We start from the raw sequence: 19,448 nt of genomic DNA on the forward strand, positions 1-19,448 counted from the left end.
GAATCTGTGTTTCGGGGAGAGATAAAATGGGAAAAATTTACTATCTGATGGGAAAAAGTGCGTCAGGGAAAGATCATATTTATGAGAATCTGATCCAGGAGACGGCGCTGGATTTAAAACCGTTTGTCCTGTATACAACACGGCCGATCCGGAGCGGGGAGCAGGACGGAAGAGAGTATTTCTTTGTGGATGAAAAACGGCTTTCGGAACTGCGGGAGGCCGGAAAGATTATCGAGGAGCGCATGTATTCGACGGTGCAGGGGCCGTGGTATTATTTTACGGCGGATGACGGGCAGATTGATCTTGCGAAGCATGATTATCTCGGAATCGGGACACTGGAATCGTATCTGAAATTAAAGGCATACTTCGGGGAGCAGGCGATGGTTCCGCTGTATGTCGAGGTGGACGACGGGCTGCGGCTTTCGCGGGCACTGGAACGGGAAAGAAAACAGACAGAGCCGAAATACGCGGAGATGTGCCGGAGATTCCTGGCGGACTGTGAGGATTTTACGGAGGAGAAAATTGCGGAAGCTGGAATTGTCCGCAGATTTTCCAATAATTCTACGCCGGAAGACTGTTTTTCCGAAATTCAGAATTTTGTGGAACAACAGAAAAAGTTGTGATATACTTAATGCAGTATTAGTAAGAAATACAAAAGAACTCCAGGGGGTGATTTTATGCAGGGTTTTCAGAAGGTTGTAGGACATCAGGAAATCATAACGCATTTACAGAATGCCATTTCGATGAATAAAGTATCTCATGCTTATCTTTTTGGCGGAGAGAGTGGATCGGGAAAGAAAATGATGGCTTCACTGTTTGCGATGACGCTTCAGTGCGAGAAGCACGGGGTCGAGCCCTGTATGGAATGCCCGTCCTGTAAAAAGGCACAGAGCCAGAATCATCCGGATATCATTTATGTGAAGCATGAAAAGCCGAACACCATCAGCATCGATGAAATCCGCGAGCAGCTCATTAACGATGTGATGATCAAGCCGTACAGCAGTCCGTACAAGATTTATATCATCGACGAGGCGCAGAAGCTGACACTTCAGGCGCAGAACGCGCTGCTGAAGACGATCGAGGAGCCGCCGGCCTACGCAGTTGTCATGCTTCTGGCAGACAACCCGGATGCGCTGCTTCCGACGATTTCGTCACGCTGCGTGCAGTTAAATTTAAAACCAGTGGGAGACCAGCTTGTGAAAGATTATCTGATGAACGAAATGCATGTGCCGGATTACCAGGCAGAGGTTGATGCGTCCCTGGCGCAGGGAAATATCGGAAAAGCAGAGCGGATTGCCCGTTCTCCGGAATACGAGGAGACGCTGGAAAGTGCACTCCGCATGGCAAAGTACGCCGACAGTATGCCGCTGTATGAAATCGTGGAGACGATCAAAAAACTGACGGCCGAAAAAGACAATATTGATGATTACTTCGATATCTTTTCTTTATGGTTCCGCGATGTTCTGCTCTTTAAGGCGACAAAAGAGGTCGATTCCCTTGTGTTCAAGCAGGAGCTGAATGGAATCCGTGAGAGAGCAAATAAGAGCTCATACGAAGGCCTGGAGAAGATTATAGAGGCGATTCAGAAGGCGAGAGCCCGCCTGAACGCGAATGTTAATTTTGATTTAACCATGGAGCTTATGTTCCTGACAATGAAGGAAAACTGATAACATGATAACAATTATAGGAGTACGTTTTCGAAACGTAGGAAAAGTATATTATTTCTCGCCGAGAGAGCTGGACATCTGCGTGGGCGACCACGTTATCGTTGAGACGGCGCGCGGCGTAGAGTATGGTTTCGTTGTGCTGGGGCCAAAAGAAGTTGACGATTCCAAGGTGATCCAGCCGTTGAAAGAAGTCATCCGCATTGCAACGCCGAAGGATGATGCGCGGGAGGAGAGCAACCGCAAGAAAGAAAAAGAAGCGTTTGAAATCTGCCAGAAGAAGATCCGGGCGCACAACCTGGAGATGAAGCTGATCGATGCAGAGTATACGTTTGACAATAACAAGATGCTGTTTTACTTTACCGCCGACGGAAGAATTGATTTCCGTGAGCTGGTAAAGGATCTGGCGGCTGTCTTTAAGACGAGAATCGAGCTTCGCCAGATCGGTGTCCGCGATGAGACAAAGATCCTCGGCGGAATCGGCATCTGCGGCAGACCGCTTTGCTGCCATACGTATCTGTCCGAGTTTGCACCGGTTTCGATCAAGATGGCAAAAGAGCAGAACCTGTCCCTGAACCCGACGAAGATTTCGGGTGTCTGCGGACGACTGATGTGTTGCCTGAAAAACGAGCAGGAAACCTATGAATACCTGAACCGCAAGCTGCCGGGTGTCGGCGATATCGTAACGCTGCCGGACGGCATGAAAGGTGAGGTTTCCGGTGTGAATGTGCTTCGTCAGCTCGTAAAAGTGCTGGTGGATGTGAACGATGAGAAGGAAATGCGGGAGTGCCCGGTGGAAGAGCTCAAGTTCAAGCCGAAGCATAAGAAGGAAAAAGGCAAAGAGAAGAAAAAAGACAGAAACAGCTCCGGGGAGCAGGCTTCTTCGGAAGAGGCAAAACAGCCGGAATAAGATTGATTTGGAATGCATTTTGAAAAAAGTAAGCGCCGGGTAAAACTGACGCTTCTTTTTGTGTGATGCGGCGCTGGGCGGTCAGCAGGAGGAGGGATTTTCATTGGATAGAAAAGAAGAATTTTTGAAGCCGGGTGAGCGGCTCGATGATCTGCAGAACGGTTACTGGATGATACAGAATCCATCCCTTTTCTGCTATGGCATTGACGCGGTGCTGCTGGCATCCTACGCGAAGGTGAAGCGCGGGGAGCGGGCGATGGATTTCTGCACGGGATCGGGAATTGTGCCGATTCTGCTGAAGGCGAAGACAAACGGAGAGCATTTTTCCGGGCTGGAAATTCAGGAGTACAGTGCCGAGATGGCACAGCGGAGTGTGCGGTACAATCATCTGGAAAATGATGTTGAGATTTTCCAGGGAGATGTGAAAACGGCATCGCAGCAGTTTGGAAAAGAAGTGTTTGATGTGGTAACGTGCAATCCGCCGTACATGACGGGGCAGCACGGGCTGACGAATGCGCTTGAGGCGAAGACGATTGCGCGGCATGAGGTGCTGTGCTCGTTTGATGATATTGCGAAAGAGGCATCGGCGGTTTTAAAGACGAAAGGACGGTTCTATCTGGTGCACCGGCCGTTCCGGCTGGCGGAGATTTTTTCGACGCTGAAAAAATATCATCTGGAACCAAAAAGGATGCAGCTCGTTTATCCGTTTGTGGACAAGGAGCCGAACATGGTGCTGATCGAGGCGATGAAAGGCGGGAATCCGAGAATTACCGTGGAGAAACCGCTGATTGTGTATGAGACGCCGGGCGTGTATACAAAGGACATCCGGGAATTATATGGAGACGGGAGATAAGAACATGGCAGGAAAATTATATTTGTGTGCAACACCAATTGGAAATCTGGAGGACATGACCTTCCGTGCAATCCGCATTCTGCAGGAGGTCGATCTGATCGCGGCGGAGGATACGAGAAACAGCATTAAGCTGCTGAACCATTTTGAGATTCATACGCCGATGACGAGTTACCATGAATACAACAAATACGACAAGGGCCGCGAGCTGGTGCAGAAGCTGCTGGCGGGAACGAACATTGCCCTTATCACCGATGCCGGAACACCGGGAATCTCAGACCCGGGGGAGGAGCTGGTGAAAATGGTATACGAAGCCGGAATCGAAGTGACGAGTCTGCCGGGGGCGTGTGCGTGTGTAACGGCACTGACGCTGTCGGGACTTTCGACGAGAAGATTTGTGTTTGAAGCGTTTCTTCCGCCGGATAAAAAAGAACATAAACTGGCGCTGGAGCGGCTGAAAAACGAGACACGAACCATGATCGTGTACGAGGCGCCGCATCATCTGCTGAAAACGCTGCGGGAACTGCTGGAAATCCTTGGCAACCGCCGCCTGACACTGTGTCGGGAACTGACGAAAAAGCATGAGACAGCATGGCAGACCACAATAGAAGATGCCATTACCCGCTACGAGCAGGAAGATCCGAAGGGCGAATGCGTTCTTGTGATCGAAGGCAGAAGCCAGAAAGAAATCGAGGACGAGGCGAAGGCTGCGTTTGAGGAAATTTCGATTGAGGAACATATGAAACGGTATGAAGACCAGGGGATTGCGCGGAAAGAGGCGATGAAGCTTGTGGCAAAAGACCGTGGCGTAACGAAGAGAGATATTTATCAGTATTTACTGGGAAAAGAATAACGACACGCTCTAAGAGAAGGAAAGAGAGGAAGAAGTATGAAAATCTGTAAAATTTTGTGTTATTGTATTTGTTTTACAGATTTGGAGATATTCCTTGTCCGGTAGTTACTCCCGTCTGTTATAATAGGAACAATGAAGTATTTTTGAGGGAGGAAATTTTTTATGTCACAGTCACAAACCCAGCGGAGTTCCCGGGTTGATCTGCTTCACGGCTCGATTCTGAAATCTCTGCTTCTTTTTGCACTTCCGATCATGGCATCCCGTGTATTTCAGCAGATTTACAACACGATGGACACACTGATTGTCGGCCATACACTCGGCGATTCGTCGATTGCAGCTATGGGTGCCTGCTCGTCGATCTATGAAATGATGACCGGATTTACGTTCGGCGTCGGAAACGGGCTCGCGATCGTCACGGCGCGATGCTTTGGAAGACAGGAGACGGAACGGATGAAAAAATCCGTTGCATCCTGTATCGTTATTGGTATTACCGTTACACTGGTGGTCACCGTTCTTGCAACGATTTTCATGCATCCGCTGTTGCGGCTGCTGAAAACACCGGCAGAAATCCTCGAAGAATCCTACAGCTACATTTCAATTCTATCCGTTTTTCTGTTTGTCATGTTTGCCTACAACCTGTGCTCCGGTCTGTTGGGAGCAATCGGAAACAGCTTTATGCCGCTTGTTTTCCTGATTATTTCATCGTTGGTAAACATTGTACTGGATTTGCTGTTTATCCGTTCTTTCGGCATGGGTGTTCGCGGTGCTGCAATTGCAACCGTGATTGCGCAGGGAATCTCCGTCGTGCTCTGCCTGATTTATATTGTTACCAAAGCAAAAATTCTGCTTCCGGAAAAACGTCATTTTGAACCGGATCGCGGACTGTACATGGAGCTTCTGGCACAGGGATTTTCGATGGGATTTATGAGCAGTATTATCTATGTCGGTTCGATTGTCCTGCAGCCGGGCATCAACAGCCTTGGCTATGAAACAATTGCGGGACACACGGCTGCGAGAAAGCTGTTTTCCTTCTCGATGATGCCGCTTTCCTCGATGGCACAGGCAGTCAACACATATGTGGCACAGAACCGCGGCGCGGACAACTGGGAGCGCGTGCGGAAAGGCATTCGCTATGCTTATATTTTCTGCTTCAGCGTGACCGCATGCCTGATTCTCCTTGTCACTCCGCTTGCACCGACGATGGTTCATCTGATCTCCGGCTCGTCCGACCCGACTGTCCTCGGAAACGGAGCCCGCTACCTCCGTGTAGCCATTCCGTTCTTCTTTGCGCTCGGCCTCGTCAACTGCAGCCGCCTTGCACTGCAGGCACTCGGAGAAAAGATTCTTCCGCTGCTGTCGAGTTTTATTGAGCTTTTCGGAAAAATTATTTTTGCGATGGTGTTTATCCCGCGCTACCACTACAGTGCCGTGATCTGGTGCGAACCGATCATCTGGTGCTTCATGGCAGCAGAACTTGTGATTTCGCTGTATCGAAATCCTTATATGAGAAAAGGGAAGTCTGGAAACTGATTTTTTTCAAAAACAGAACCCGGGGCAGTCTACAAAAAACGGTAGATTGCCCCAGGTCTGTTTTTTTGACTAAATAAAGGAAGTCTCCTGCTTCTATTGCGAAAAAAAGCAGATTTACTCTGCCCAGGTACCATTTACAAAAATATCGGTTTCGCTTCCATCTTCGCGGATACCTACGATGTGCAGGTCATCCGATCCAACCATAAAGTCAACGTGGATCAGAGAATCATTCACACCTTTTTCCAGAATTTCCTCGTTGCTCATCTCCAGAAATCCATCGAGCACCTCAGGGAAACCGGCGCCAGCGGCAACGTGGCAGCATGCGTTTTCATCGAAAAGGGTATTAAAGAACATCAGCCCGGACTGGTTAATCGGAGATTCTTTCGGAACGAGTGCAACCTCGCCGAGCATTGCAGCACCGTCGTCCATGGCGAACATTTTTTTCAAAACCTCTTCGCCCTGCTCTGCGTGGCAGTCAACGACTTTTCCATCCTTGAAATCGACGGTAAAGTTGTTGATGATCTGTCCCGACCAGCTTAAAGGTTTTGTGGAAACGAGACGGCCTTCACATTTTCCTCTCATCGGGCTGGTGAAGACTTCTTCGGTCGGCATGTTTGGAACGTAGAAGGTGTTGTTCATATGGTTGATATCACCGGCGCCGCTCCATTTTGCGCCCGGAATCAGCTCAACGGTGAAATCCGTACCGTTTTTGCTGGTGTAATGCAGCTTGTGGAATGCCTGCTCATTCAGCCAGCTGGCTTTCTGGGTCATGAGGTCGCAGTGTGCCTGCCAGATCCTTTCTGCATCTTCGCCGTCTTTTAAGTAAACACAGTCGAAAATAGCATCCCACAGTTTTTCAACAGCAATATCCTCCGGCTCGCCCGGGAATACTTTTTCTGCCCATTTTGGAGAAGCGGCGGCAACGATCAGCCACTGATGCTTTCCATCGAGCTGGTCACGGTATTTTTTAATGACCTTTCCACGCATCTGACGAACGGTGGAGAGCAGGTCCGCAGGAATGCCGGCGAGCTCGTCCGGATCGGAGGAGTCGATGAAAATGCGAACCGGCAGATCAACCGTCATCTGTTTGAAACGCTCTTCTTCCCAGTGCGGAACCGCGCCAAGCGTTTCTGCGGTGGCATACTGATAATGCATTTTGTTGATCTCACCGCATTCCCAGATCACTTCCACATAGCTTGCGCCCGCCTGATAGCACTCCTCTGTCACCATCTGGGTAAGCAGAACCTGATCGACGCCGGCCTGGAGGCGGACACGCTGTCCTTTCTGTACATTTGCACCGATTTTTACGATCAGCTTTGCATATTCTCTTAATTTTGCCTGAAATTTTGCTTCATTCATGATAAAAGACTCCTTTTTGTGATTTTTAAAACTGAAATGGATCATTAAAGGCTCCATAGTACGAAACCGGTTCGCCCGCGGAAAGCAGATGATGGACATCGCCGACGGTCTGGCAGCGGAAGTATACTTCGCCCAGCTTGCGTTCCTCGCTTCCGACGATTGTGACGGAAGTCGGTGCCAGGAACATGCCCTGCCAGAGCTGTACCGGCGTCATATTCAGCAGATGCGACAGTGCCACACAGGTGACGCCGAGATGGCAGAAGCAGACGATGACGGCTTCGCGGTTTGTTTCATCCGAAGCGTGATAGCGGTAACCGTCGCGTACATAGCCGTAGCGCGCAAGCAGTGCATCGAGTCCGTCGGTCACAAAATGGTAATTCTCGTCCATGTTTCCGGTCTGCATAATCGGATTTTTCGTCCAGAGATCCTGGTCATAGAGATCCCGGTTTGCATCGAGCACATCCGGCAGAAAATCCCATGGAATCCGGCGTTTTCCAGTCTCCGGGTCCAGGACGGGTGCATCAAATTCCCGCAGCCATGGGAGAATTTCAGCTTCACGGCCCGCATTTTTCAGCGTAAAAGAAGCCGTATCTTTCGCACGGCCAAGCGGAGAACAGTAAAAATCGGTAACATTCCATTTTGCTGTGCGTTTCGAAAGCAGCTCGGCCTCGCGCCAGCCTTTTTCGGTCAGAGAATCAATTTCATAATTTGGTTCGCCGTGGCGGATAAAAATAATTTTCATAACGTTCCTTTCTTCGTATGTCGAAAAAATGGTGGATTTCGACATAGAAAAGTAAAATTTCGTCCCGAAAGATCTGTGCCGGAGCATAAAAGAATTCAGAACTAAGATCATTTCATTCAGTATATCATAAATAGTCAGATTTGTGTGAATTTCTTATCGGCCTCTCCCCCAGTTCAGCTCCCCGTTGGTAAACTCAGCCCAGTTGTACTGCGCCATGTATTCACCATGGTACTGGTTGATCGCGGAAAGTTTTCCCTCGCACCAGTCAAAATAGTCACAGGAGACTTCTTCCGGGCAGATCCACAGGCTTCCTCTGGCGGACGCAACGAGCGTTTCACAATGATACACTTTTAACGAATAAAAATTTGTGAAGCGGAAGCTCCCTTTTTGATACGCTGCATCTTGAGAGAGTAGCTAGTAGCAGTCCTGTAGGTAGGTGCAAACAGGAGAAAAATATGCTATAGTAAAAACAGCGTAAGGGGAAACAAAAAGTAATGCAGCAAGAGGAAAGAGGATGATAAACTGTCGGTCATCATGGTCTGTCTGAACGCTCAAAAAGAAACCCATGATGTATTTCTTCAGATGATGAAGACACTACTTGGTGTTGAAATGCCGGAGAATGAATTTTTGAAATTGATGCATACGTAAAAAAACAGGCACGATTCCCGAAAAAGGTGATTCGTGCCTGCTTTTTTTACTTTTCTACTTCTTCATACTGGTTGCCTTCCGGGTCACGCAGGTTATCATCTACATAAATTTTTCTTCCTTTGGTATCCAGTCTTTCTTTGTAGTCCATAGAGAAGGCACCCAGTGAAGCGGCCAGAAAGCTAAAAACAATCGTCGCTTTAGAAAGGTTCTGTAAAAATTTGAGGGCGCCATAAATAATCAGGTTTTTGTAATACTCCAGCCGCAGTCCTTTTTCAACACCCCGTGCAGTGAGGCGGCAGATAAGCAGAACAACGGCCAGCATAAATGCACCGATAACCAGAAGAAAAATTCCGGCTTCATGATATTTTCCAGGTAAATAGCAGGCACCGATTACGATCATGATCGGGGCAATTAAGGACATAGTAAAAACCATTTCGGCACGAAAGGTAAAAAATCGATACATCAAAAAGATTAAGATTAGGATAGCGATGAAAAGCATATTAGTTTTCTCCTTCGTAATGTTATAAATGATATAAAGCTTTTTTGCAGAAAAAGCAGATGAATTTGTGTGAAAAATTTTGCATATTTTGGCTTTTTCCTGTATACTTAGATCAATGTCGACAGGAAAACAGCATTCTGCCCAAGCCATCGGATATTTGCTGTTGTCCGGAAAGGAACTTTGATACTACATGAGCGATTTTTCACAAAGGCTTGAAAAGGAAATAAAAAATACAGGAAAAACTTTATATTATCTGTCTGAGGCCAGTGGTATGCAGCTGGATTACATTTCTAAAATGAGTAAAGGAAAACGTATTCCAAAAGAAGAAGAGCGCCTGACCTGTCTTCTTGATGCGATGGAATGCACCGGAAATACAAGAGCAGATCTCCTGTTCCTTTATCGCCAGGAAAAAATGGGAAGGAGCCAGTGGCAATGTATGGAAGAACTGATCCGTATTATCCAGCAGGATGTGGTTGAATTTCCTCAAGTCTCTGTTTCTCCAAGTGTTTCAGGAATTCCGGATACGGATATGACGCTGGACAATATCTTTGCAATTTATGCGTGTATTCGGAAAGCAATGATAAATGCTTCCGATTCCACGATTTGCTTATGTACTCCGGAAATTTCACTGGAACATTTACGATATCTTGTTCAGATTATTCATGAAGTGCCCTATCGCAGATTAGAGCATCTTTTTCCTTTGCTGCAGAATCAGACAACGGAAAATACACTGGATAACCTTCGGAAAATATGCAGTCTGAAACCGGCAATGAACTATGAAAACTACAAACCATTTTATTATTACGTTTCTTCTGCTGAGTCCGAGGCGAAAAAAGCAGGCTTACTTCCCAACTGGCTGATCACAGACCATATTGCAATTGGAATCAATTTTCATACGGCGAAAGGAATTATTCTCAGAGATGCGCAACAAATACAATTACTGAAGAATTCCTTTATTCAGGAAAGAAAAATAGCAAAGGAAATGTTGTTTTGCTCTGATTTAAATGCTTATGTAAAAGATGTCAATGTTATGATGAATGAAGGCTATGTAACGCATAACTATTATATTGAATATTCACCATGTCTTCTGCATCTGATTCCGTTAAATGTACTGAAACAGCAGATCATCCTGGATGGAGTGGAAAAAGAACAGCTCTTATCTTCTCTCTTTCAGCGGATCCGGCACATGGAAACGGAAAGTATGGTACATATTTTCTGTATATCTGGCTTACGACAATTAATGGAGCAGGGACGCATTGCAGGCTATCCGGATATGCTTTATAAGCCTCTTGATCCTGCGATGCGCCTGTGGCTGTTGAAAAGTTATTATCAATATATGCTGCACACACCTCATTCCTGCATTTGTGTAAAAGAAAATTTCGTCCAGCTGCCGAAACACATCTCCATTGTATGTAGCTCTAATGTTCATAATGGAATTGCATTTTGGAACAATACAAGTCATGGATTGCAATATTATATTTTAAAAGAATCCGGCTTTTCACAAAAACTATATGAATTTTGCCAGTTTCTGGAGAATGGAAACATGGCATGGTCACAGGAGGAGACGCTGGATATTATTCGAAACATGATTGTGAAATATGGAGGCACCTTATAAACCGCGCTTCCAGGAAAATAAAGGATTCTTTCGGGACAGCTTTTCTCCTGCTATCTCTGGAAGAGCCGGGAGAAAAGCCCCTTCTTTTTTGCCGGGCGGGATGCAGCAGGTACATTTTGATTGGTATATTGCTGAAACATGTTTTTTGAATCCTGAATGAGACCATTTAATTGCGCATTCTGACCAGCAGAAAACAGATCACACAATACAACTCCTTTTTGGGCATAGTACAATGCATTTTCCTTTCGCTCCAGTCTCATATTTGCAATTTGGAGCGTTTGATAGATAGGGATTTGATAGACCGGCATTTCTTCCGGAAGCAAAAGATCGCTGTAATGATACAGAAGTAATGAGATTTCTTCCGCTGCTTCCTGGATCTGCTCGGGATTTATATGTTCTTCCTGTACATTCTGAAGATACATAGATCCACATCCGATACAAATGCGGATGAATGCTTTGGACACAGTTTCTCTGATTTGTGGATTTAGAATTTCTGCATTCCATATATATTCGATACTTTCTGCCAGACGCCAGCTCTTCTCGGCTAATTCGGTGCATTTGTGTCCCTGTATTTTTTCTGCTGTTACGACGGAAATGCATGCCAGCATACATTTCAGTTCATTCATCAATAAAATTTCAGCAGTTTTTTCTTTTGGGATTTTTAACTGCATTTCCTGTTCCAGCTTTTCTTGCTGGTGTTCTGTAAAATCCTGTAATTCTTTGATGCTCTCCGGATCGCTGAACTGAGATTCCTCCAAAGTTATTTTGCAGATCATTACCCGGAGCAGATTCTGATAGGTTTCTTTCCAGATTCCCGGTTCTTCTGATTGATTACTGATGGCCATGCATCTTCTGAAAAGATCTGTTTTATCAAAGGCCGACAGATATGGATTGTTGGAAAATTGCAGAATCTGAAAGGCTGTACAATGAAAATTTTCTTTTGCAGCTGCCTGCATCAGGAGCTCGGGATATTTTCGGGCATTCATAGACGCAACAGAAAATTCCTCTGCCTGTTTTTGAGCAGAAAGCAGCATTTTCTTTGGGGCTTTCTGTAGCAAAAATCCATTTTCCGGAAAGAGATTTCCAAAGATATTTTTAAAAATAGCTTGTTGTACTGCTGCTTTCAGTGTCATTGCATGAGAATGCATCTGCGGGCAATCCAGATTTCCGGCGACTGCTGTAATTTCATATTTTTCTTTGAGTGAAAGCAGCGTCGGAACAAGCAGATATTCTGTATCTGTCAGAATTTCCAGACGATGATAGACATCATGGTACGGCGCACCCGCGCGATCTCCCTTGGAAAACAGGAGCTTCGGGAAAAAATTCCAGCAGATACCTTCTAAGGTATGGTCTGTTACCTTTGCCTGCGCCAGCTCATAGATAGAATCATATCCTTCCTGATTGCTTTTTACTGTAACATGGGTATCGGATTGCACAGAATATAATTGACGTTCATAATAATTGGACAGAAAAATTCTGTCGCCCAAGTGATCCCAGGAATACATATAGTCCATATAGGATTCATACACATGATTTCCAAACATACTTGTCGTTGGTCCGACAAACAGAGAGTTCCACGCTTCGTAAGTATCAAGTTTTTGATTAAAAGCATTTACCATTTTTGCCTGTTCTTCTTTTGTATATTTGGAAATTTCCGTTCGTTCATTTGTCTTTTGCACAGAAGTTCCGCCTTTGCGGCGTCCGTGCTCAACCAGGAGAAGAAAGATGATTTCTTCTTTTTCCAGAAATTCTATTTCAAAAGAAATATCCCATGATTTTTCATCACAATAGGTTCTGTAATTACTACCTGAATTTATCGCTTTTTGTAATATTTCGGGATCAAGAGTTTCCCATGGAATCGAAACAGGAAAGTCCATATTTTATTTCCTCCAGGTGTCTGCTGATAAAATGATGTTGGAGGCAAAAAATATTTTGCCTCCCTTGTCATCCGATTGCTTTGCATGATATGCTTTGGCAATTCTTATTTTAATACTTTGATAGATACTTTTCCGCCAATTCCGGCCTGACACTGAACTTTTAAGATATCTCCGTCTTTTAAATCCAGATCCAGGTAACCATCACCAGTTTTAAACATGGCACCGGCTAAGGATTTTCCTATTTCGCCGACGGATATTTGTTCTGCGAGGCCGCTGCCTGCAGAAAATCCAATGATGGACCCCATCAGATTGACATTCCCTTTTTTGCTGTCTTTTGCCGGATCTATCATAGAAATACGATGAACGCCAGGAGTTAAGCTGATTTCATATGGAGTCTTAGATGCCTCATATAAAGTTCCTTCTTTTTCGTCATCAATAAAGATGCCTATTTTTGCTTTGGAATTCATCATTTTATTGTACTTGAGTGGATGAAACATTTTGTCCATGACGCTCATGGAAAGATCTTTTGCCATTCGATTGGAATCTTTTACTGTTAATACTAATCTTGCACTCATATTTTCCCTCCTGAAGTCAAGCGTTTCAAGTGATGCGCTTTTGTATTTTGGGTATCGGATTGTTGTTTTGGTATGGAATAGAATGATCCGATTCCGGCTAAAATTTGTGTTTATTATACTATTATTTGAAAAACTATATGAAATAGGCATAAAAATTAGACAAAAAATCAGATGAAAACATAAATTAAACTTTTAATGATTCCTATGATCCGATTTTTTAAAAAGAAAATTGATTTTATGGGAAAACAAAACTTATTTTGGAATGGAGAGAAGCGCAGGAGGCTGTGAACGACAGAACAAAAGAAAGAAATGACAGAAAACAGATACCGCGGTGGCAAAGCTGTTCACAAAGCTGGCGGGCGTGACAACGGCGTCTTATCTGTGGGTTGAAACAAAATATCATGAAAAACAGAAAAGAAGCATATCGTATAAAGATAACGGATGAACGCAGGTGAATCCATGAACAGACTCTGGAGCGGTATGCTTCTTCTTGGCATTGCCTACGGTGCTTTTTGCGGAAAACTGCCGGAGGTGACAGACGGTGCGCTGCGCGCTTCAAAAGAGGCAGTTGTGCTGGCAATTTCTCTTCTGGGTGTGACGGGCCTTTGGAGCGGGCTGATGGAGATTGCAAGGAAAGCGGGAATGATCGACAGCCTGGTAAAAAAGATGGGACCGGTCATGCGCTTTTTGTTTCCAAAGGTACCATCGGATCACCCGGCCATCCAATCGGCTGCCACAAATATGATCTGTAATGTATTCGGTCTTGGCGCAGCGGCAACGCCGCCGGGCCTTCTTGCCATGGAACAGTTCGAAGAGCTGGAAGAGGAACGGCGGAAAAACAAAAATCCGGCCGCTGTTCCGAAAGGAACTGCAAACCGGGAAATGTGCACCTTTCTGATTTTAAATATTTCTTCCCTGCAGCTGATACCGGTCAACGTGATTGCATACCGCAGCCAGTATGGCAGCGTGCATCCAACGGCCATTGTCGGACCGGCACTGGCGGCAACGGCAGCAAGCACGGTAGCGGCTGTTTTATTCTGCAAATGTATGGAAAAATGCAAAAGCTGAGAATGCGGTCTGCCCAGGAATATTTATAAAAAAACAGTAAATTCGCCTTCTTAGGACTAGCCGCCGCGGCAACGGCTTGGTACAATAAAGGAAATGAGGGATATTGAATTTTACATAGGAGGAACACAAGAGCATGGCAGGATATGTGAGTCTTCAGGATGTAACCAAGACATACAAAATGGGTGAAGTCACCATCAAGGCCGCGGATGGAATCAGTTTTGATGTGGAAAAGGGTGAGTTTGTGATTGTTGTTGGACCGAGCGGTGCGGGTAAGACGACGGTGCTGAATATTTTAGGCGGAATGGACACAGCGACTTCCGGAAAGGTGCTGGTGGACGGCGCGGAAATCAGCAAATACCGCGGCAAGAAGCTGATCCAGTACCGGCGGGAGGATATTGGATTTGTTTTTCAGTTTTATAATCTGATGCAGAACCTGACGGCGCTCGAGAATGTGGAGCTGGCGATGCAGATTTGTAAGCATCCGCTGGATGCGTCGGAGGTGCTTGCGGAGGTTGGGCTGGAAGAGAGAATGAATAACTTCCCGGCGCAGCTTTCGGGCGGAGAGCAGCAGCGTGTGGCGATTGCGCGTGCGCTGGCGAAGAATCCGAAACTGCTGCTCTGCGATGAGCCGACCGGCGCGCTCGATTATGTGACGGGAAAAGCGATCTTAAAGCTGCTGCAGGATACCTGCCGGGAGAAGGGGATGACGGTCATTGTCATCACTCACAACTCGGCGCTGACACCGATGGCGGACCGCGTGATTAAAATCCGAAACGGAAAAGTGGCGGGAATGAAAACAAATGAGAACCCGACGCCGGTGGAAGAGATAGAATGGTAGGTGGACGATGAGAGCATTTCGAAAAGACTTTATCCGGGAAATCACAAAGAACAAGGGGCGGTTTCTGTCAGTCTTTTTCATCGTGCTTCTTGGCGCGGCGTTTTTCTCGGGCATTCGGTCGGCGGAAGGAGATATGAAGGTTTCGGCGGACCGGTATTATGATGAAGTAAATTATATGGATTTGAAAGTCCTTGGAACGCTGGGGCTGACAGACGATGATCTGGCGGATATCGCGAAGACGGATGGCGTGAAAGCGGTCTACGGCGGAAAAACGGTGGAAGTGCTGCATGACATCGGCGAGAGCGAGCAGGTTGTGAAGCTGATTGCGCTGACGGACGGTGTGAATGAGCCGCGCGTGGTCGAGGGACGGATGCCGGAGAAAGAGGATGAAATTCTTGTTGATACGCAGTTTCTAAAAAGTTCCGGCTGTGAGATCGGAGATCAGGTAACGTTCACTTCCGGAACGGAGGATCCGCTCTCAGATTCGCTGACCGGGGACACGTTTACGATTGTTGGTTCGGCGACACTCCCTTATTATATGGATCTGAACCGGGGAACGGGCTCGATTGGAAACGGAAGCATCAACAGTTTTGCACTGCTGCTTCCGGAGACATTTACCTCGGATCTCTATACAGAGATTTACGTCCAGGCGGACGGCGCACAGGAAGAGGCGAGCTACAGCGATGCGTATGATGAGACGGTGAAGGCTGTACAGACGAAGATTGAAGCGCTCGAGGATGCGGCGTGCGACCGGCGGTATACGGCAGTCAAAACCGAAGGACAGGAAAAGATTGATGATGCAAAACAGCAGGTCGCTGATGCAGAGCAGAAATTAGCGGACGCAAAAACAGAGCTGGATGACGGTGCACAGCAGCTTGCTGACGCGAAAGTGACGATTGCGGACAAAGAGCAGGAACTTCTCGACGGCGAACAGACGTTAAAGGACAAAGAACAGGAGCTTCTTGACGGAAAGCAGACGATTGCTGAGAAAGAACAGGAACTCCTTGACGGAAAACAGACCATTGCAGACAAAGAGCAGGAACTTCTCAGTGCGAAAGCAACAATCGCCGATAAAGAGCAGGAACTGGCATCCGGCAAGGCAACGCTGAAAGATAAAGAGGCGGAACTTGCGAGCGGAAAAGCGACGCTGGAAGCAAAGGCGGCAGAGCTGGAAAGCGGAAAAGCGGAGCTGAATCAGAAAGCCGATGAACTTGCAAGTGGAAAAACCACACTTGAGGCAAAAGCGAAAGAACTTTCCGACGGAAAAGCACAGCTTGCAGAGAAAGAAACAGAACTGGCATCCGGCAAAAAAGAGTTAGAGGAAAAAATGACGCAGCTTTCGGCGGCAAAAACCGAACTGACTCGGAAGCAGACGGAGCTGAATACTGCAAAAGAGCAGCTTTCCGAAAAAGAAACGGAATTGAATATTGCAAAGGAGCAGCTTTCCGCTGCACGCGAGGAACTGGACAACAAGAAAGCAGAAACCGCTGCAGGACGCACACAGTATGAAGCGCAGAAGGCAGCGTATGAAGAACAGAAGAGTCAGTATGAGACAGCCAAGGATCAGTTAGCCCAGATTTCCAGGCAGCTTCCGATGGTGGAGGCTGCGCAGACAGAAGTGACTGGTCAGATCGAGGTGATTGAGGCTCAGCTTGACGGACTGACGGAGGAAGATGAAGCATATGTATCCCTGTTGGAACAGAAAACTGCGCTGGAAGCAAAGCAGACAGAGTTAGCACAGCAGCTTTTCACGATGCAGGAGCAGAAAACATTTCTGGAACAAAACATCGCAGCGTTTGAAGCAGCAAGCGCTGATGCGGAAGCCCGGCTTGCGGCTGCAGAAGCTCAGATTACCGACGCAGAAAGTCAGCTTGCCGCTGCAGATGCACAATTAACAGAAAAAGAGCAGGAATGCGCCGCAGGCGAGGCACAGATTGCTTCTGCAAAAGAAGAACTGGAAAGCGGCGAAGCTCAGATTACAGAGGCTCTTGCCCAGCTTCAGGATGGAGAAGCACAAGCAGAAGCTTATCAGAAACAGATTGAGGATGGCGAAGCCCAGCTTGCATCCGCCAAAGCAGCGATTGCCGACGGAGAAGCTCAGATTGAGACGAATCGCAGTAAATTAAAAGACGGAGAAACTCAGCTTGCGGCTGCCAGAGCCCAGCTTGCTGATGGGGAACAGCAGATTGCATCGTACCGACAGACGATTCAGTCGGGTGAGGCCCAGCTTGCCGCTGCAAAGCAGACAATTTCCAGTGGAGAAAGTCAGCTCGCCGACGCGAAACAGACGATCGCCGATGGCGAAACCCAGTTAGCAGAAGCAAAGCAGACGATCGCCGATGGAGAAAGTCAGCTCGCCGAAGCCAAGCAGACGATTGCCGACGGAGAAACCCAGCTTGCCGACGCGAAACAGGAAATCGCCGACGGAAAAATCTCCCTTGCGGATGCGAAACAGGAAATTGCCGATAAAGAAAAGGAACTTGAGGACGGCAAAGCCGAATATGAAAAAGCAAAAGCCGACGCCGAACCAGAAATCGCGGATGCGAAGCAGGAAATTGCGGACGGTGAGAAAACACTCGCAGACCTGAAAAAACCAACGTGGTACGTCTGGGGACGGAATAAGGTAACGTCAACTGAGAGCTTCGGTCAGGATGCCGGCCGTATCTCGAATATCGGAAAATTCTTCCCGGTTATCTTCTTCCTCGTGGCTGCTCTCGTCAGCCTGACGACGATGACACGAATGATCGAGGAACAGCGTCAGCAGATCGGAACGTTAAAAGCCCTCGGCTATTCCGACGGCGTGATCGCCTTTAAATATTTCGCATACGCGATGCTCTCCACCGTATCCGGCGCTCTCGCGGGCGTGGTGGTTGGAGAAAAAATCCTGCCCTGGGTTATTATGAATGCCTACGGCATGCTGTATACCGGACTTCCGTATTACATGACCCTGCTGAACTGGGAGCAGGGAGGCCTTGCGATTCTGGCGAGTGCAGCCTGCACCGGCGTGGCGACGATCGCGGCATGCTACAAAGAACTCGCCGCAGGTCCGGCAGAGCTGATGCGGCCGGAAGCACCGAAAAACGGCAAACGGATTTTCCTGGAACGCATCGGCGTACTCTGGAAACATCTGAACTTTACGCAGAAATCAACCGTGCGGAATCTGGTGCGGTATAAAAAACGATTCTTCATGACCGTTATCGGAATCGGCGGATGCATGGGTCTGATCCTCGTCGGTTTCGGCCTTCAGGATTCCATCACCGCGATTGCGAAAAACCAGTTCGTCAGCCTCTTCACCTATCAGGCGAATGCTGTGCTGAATTCAGATGTGGATGAATCCGAAAAAGAAGCATTGCAGACCGATCTGGAAAACTACAGCGGCATCGATGAGCTGCTGGAAATGTACTGCCAGAACATCGAACTGCAGACCGACAAAAAGACCGTGGATGCAGTGCTTGAAGTGCCGAAAGAACTGACGAATTTCAATGACTTCTATGCCTTCCGAGACCGGAAAAGCGGAGAAGTTTACGAATTCCCGACCGACGGCGGCGCAGCCATCAGCGAAAAGACAGCAACGATGCTCGGCGTAAAAGCAGGCGACACGGTTCAGCTGAAAAAAGGCGATGATATTGTGGACGTAAAGATTTCGATCATCGTCGAAAACTACGTGCGCCATTACCTGTATCTGGCCCCGGATCTCTACGAGGAGCTGTTCGGCGGAGCGCCGGACTACAACCAGCTTCTGATGAAATATCAGGACACGTCGGGCAATTATGAGACAGCACTTGGAGAAAAAATCATGACGTACGACGGTGTAGCGGCAATCTCGTTCACATCCGACCTGATTGATCAGATTGACAACATGCTTCGTTCCCTCGACATCGTCATCGTGGTGCTGATCGTATCGGCGGGCCTGCTGGCGTTTGTGGTGCTGTACAACCTGAACAACATCAACATCACCGAACGACAGAGAGAGCTGGCAACGCTGAAAGTGCTCGGCTTCTTCGACGGCGAGGTGGCATCGTACGTGTACCGGGAAAACATGGTGCTGACACTGTTCGGCGTTATCGCGGGCATGGGAATTGGAACGTTTTTACATCATTGCGTAATTCAGACCGTCGAGGTCGATCTGATGATGTTCGGACGAAACGTGTTCCCGCGGAGCTACGGCTGGAGCGCCCTGATTACCCTGGCGTTTGCCCTGTTCGTCAACTTTATGATGTTCTACCGGTTAAGAAAAATTGATATGATTGAATCGCTGAAAAGCGTGGAGTAAACAACAGAAAAAGGCCGTCCGCGGTGATGCAGAGAATCTGCAGAAACCGTGGGCGGTTTTTTCATTTTGAAAGTGAAATATGAGCCGGAATGCTTGTTTTTTCAGACATTTCGTTGTATAAAAAAGATAAGGGTTTTTATCAGAACA

16 protein-coding genes are annotated in these 19,448 nt (G+C 47.3%); 10 read left to right on the top strand and 6 right to left on the bottom strand.

What is annotated here, in order from left to right; all coding sequences use genetic code 11:
• Positions 1–26: 26 nt before the first annotated feature.
• From DW642_RS14390 to DW642_RS14415, 6 genes are all read left to right on the top strand, one after another.
• Positions 27–623 carry a guanylate kinase gene (locus tag DW642_RS14390; RefSeq protein ID WP_055267250.1) on the top strand — a complete coding sequence of 199 codons (597 nt, stop codon included), beginning with the start codon at positions 27–29 and terminating at the stop codon, positions 621–623.
• Between the two features lie 54 nt (positions 624–677).
• A complete protein-coding gene (holB, locus tag DW642_RS14395; RefSeq protein ID WP_022461270.1) occupies positions 678–1,667 on the top strand; it encodes a DNA polymerase III subunit delta' in 990 nt (329 codons plus the stop codon).
• A gap of 4 nt (positions 1,668–1,671) precedes the next feature.
• A complete protein-coding gene (locus DW642_RS14400; protein WP_055226011.1) occupies positions 1,672–2,574 on the top strand; it encodes a PSP1 domain-containing protein in 903 nt (300 codons plus the stop codon).
• 169 nt (positions 2,575–2,743) lie between these two features.
• A complete protein-coding gene (locus DW642_RS14405; protein WP_055226320.1) occupies positions 2,744–3,427 on the top strand; it encodes a tRNA1(Val) (adenine(37)-N6)-methyltransferase in 684 nt (227 codons plus the stop codon).
• Positions 3,428–3,431: 4 nt separating this feature from the next.
• Complete coding sequence (gene rsmI / locus DW642_RS14410) at positions 3,432–4,277, top strand: 16S rRNA (cytidine(1402)-2'-O)-methyltransferase (RefSeq protein ID WP_117510702.1); 846 nt, start codon at positions 3,432–3,434, stop codon at positions 4,275–4,277.
• 162 nt (positions 4,278–4,439) lie between these two features.
• Complete coding sequence (locus DW642_RS14415) at positions 4,440–5,807, top strand: MATE family efflux transporter (protein WP_055220337.1); 1,368 nt, start codon at positions 4,440–4,442, stop codon at positions 5,805–5,807.
• A 114-nt stretch (positions 5,808–5,921) separates the two neighbouring features.
• Here the strand turns inward: DW642_RS14415 and DW642_RS14420 are convergent, their stop codons facing one another.
• The 4 genes from DW642_RS14420 to DW642_RS14435 all read right to left on the bottom strand — a co-directional run bounded on the left by DW642_RS14420 (position 5,922) and on the right by DW642_RS14435 (position 9,205).
• The gene (locus DW642_RS14420) at positions 5,922–7,166 is read right to left on the bottom strand and encodes an aminopeptidase (protein ID WP_055220411.1); all 1,245 of its coding nucleotides are present in this window, start codon (positions 7,164–7,166) and stop codon (positions 5,922–5,924) included.
• Positions 7,167–7,191: 25 nt separating this feature from the next.
• A complete protein-coding gene (locus tag DW642_RS14425) occupies positions 7,192–7,908 on the bottom strand; it encodes a histidine phosphatase family protein (protein WP_117510703.1) in 717 nt (238 codons plus the stop codon).
• Between the two features lie 153 nt (positions 7,909–8,061).
• Positions 8,062–8,256, bottom strand: coding sequence for a hypothetical protein (locus DW642_RS14430; protein WP_055220341.1), 195 nt, complete (start codon positions 8,254–8,256; stop codon positions 8,062–8,064).
• A 346-nt stretch (positions 8,257–8,602) separates the two neighbouring features.
• A complete protein-coding gene (locus tag DW642_RS14435) occupies positions 8,603–9,205 on the bottom strand; it encodes a hypothetical protein (protein WP_118720314.1) in 603 nt (200 codons plus the stop codon).
• A 121-nt stretch (positions 9,206–9,326) separates the two neighbouring features.
• Between DW642_RS14435 and DW642_RS14440 the strand changes: the two genes are divergently transcribed.
• Positions 9,327–10,670, top strand: coding sequence for a hypothetical protein (locus DW642_RS14440; RefSeq protein WP_147326129.1), 1,344 nt, complete (start codon positions 9,327–9,329; stop codon positions 10,668–10,670).
• 50 nt (positions 10,671–10,720) lie between these two features.
• Here DW642_RS14440 and DW642_RS14445 read toward each other — a convergent pair whose 3' ends face one another.
• Both DW642_RS14445 and DW642_RS14450 read right to left on the bottom strand, forming a co-directional pair.
• Positions 10,721–12,349, bottom strand: a complete 1,629-nt coding sequence (locus DW642_RS14445; RefSeq protein ID WP_147326130.1) for a hypothetical protein — start codon at positions 12,347–12,349, stop codon at positions 10,721–10,723.
• 302 nt (positions 12,350–12,651) lie between these two features.
• Positions 12,652–13,122: a hypothetical protein gene (locus DW642_RS14450; RefSeq protein WP_117510709.1), complete on the bottom strand. Its 471-nt coding sequence runs from the start codon at positions 13,120–13,122 to the stop codon at positions 12,652–12,654.
• Between the two features lie 459 nt (positions 13,123–13,581).
• Here DW642_RS14450 and DW642_RS14455 point away from each other — a divergent pair, with 459 nt between their 5' ends.
• The 3 genes from DW642_RS14455 (at position 13,582) to DW642_RS14465 (ending at position 19,301) form a co-directional block, all read left to right on the top strand.
• Complete coding sequence (locus DW642_RS14455; RefSeq protein ID WP_055267272.1) at positions 13,582–14,190, top strand: nucleoside recognition domain-containing protein; 609 nt, start codon at positions 13,582–13,584, stop codon at positions 14,188–14,190.
• A gap of 133 nt (positions 14,191–14,323) precedes the next feature.
• Complete coding sequence (locus tag DW642_RS14460) at positions 14,324–15,028, top strand: ABC transporter ATP-binding protein (RefSeq protein WP_055220354.1); 705 nt, start codon at positions 14,324–14,326, stop codon at positions 15,026–15,028.
• A gap of 7 nt (positions 15,029–15,035) precedes the next feature.
• Positions 15,036–19,301 (top strand): ABC transporter permease, encoded by a 4,266-nt coding sequence (locus DW642_RS14465; RefSeq protein ID WP_117510711.1) that lies wholly within the window; start codon positions 15,036–15,038, stop codon positions 19,299–19,301.
• Positions 19,302–19,448: the final 147 nt, after the last annotated feature.

Origin of the sequence: Blautia sp. AM23-13AC, from assembly GCF_003435675.1 — a bacterium.
In the GTDB taxonomy this organism is placed as follows: domain Bacteria; phylum Bacillota; class Clostridia; order Lachnospirales; family Lachnospiraceae; genus Fusicatenibacter; species Fusicatenibacter saccharivorans.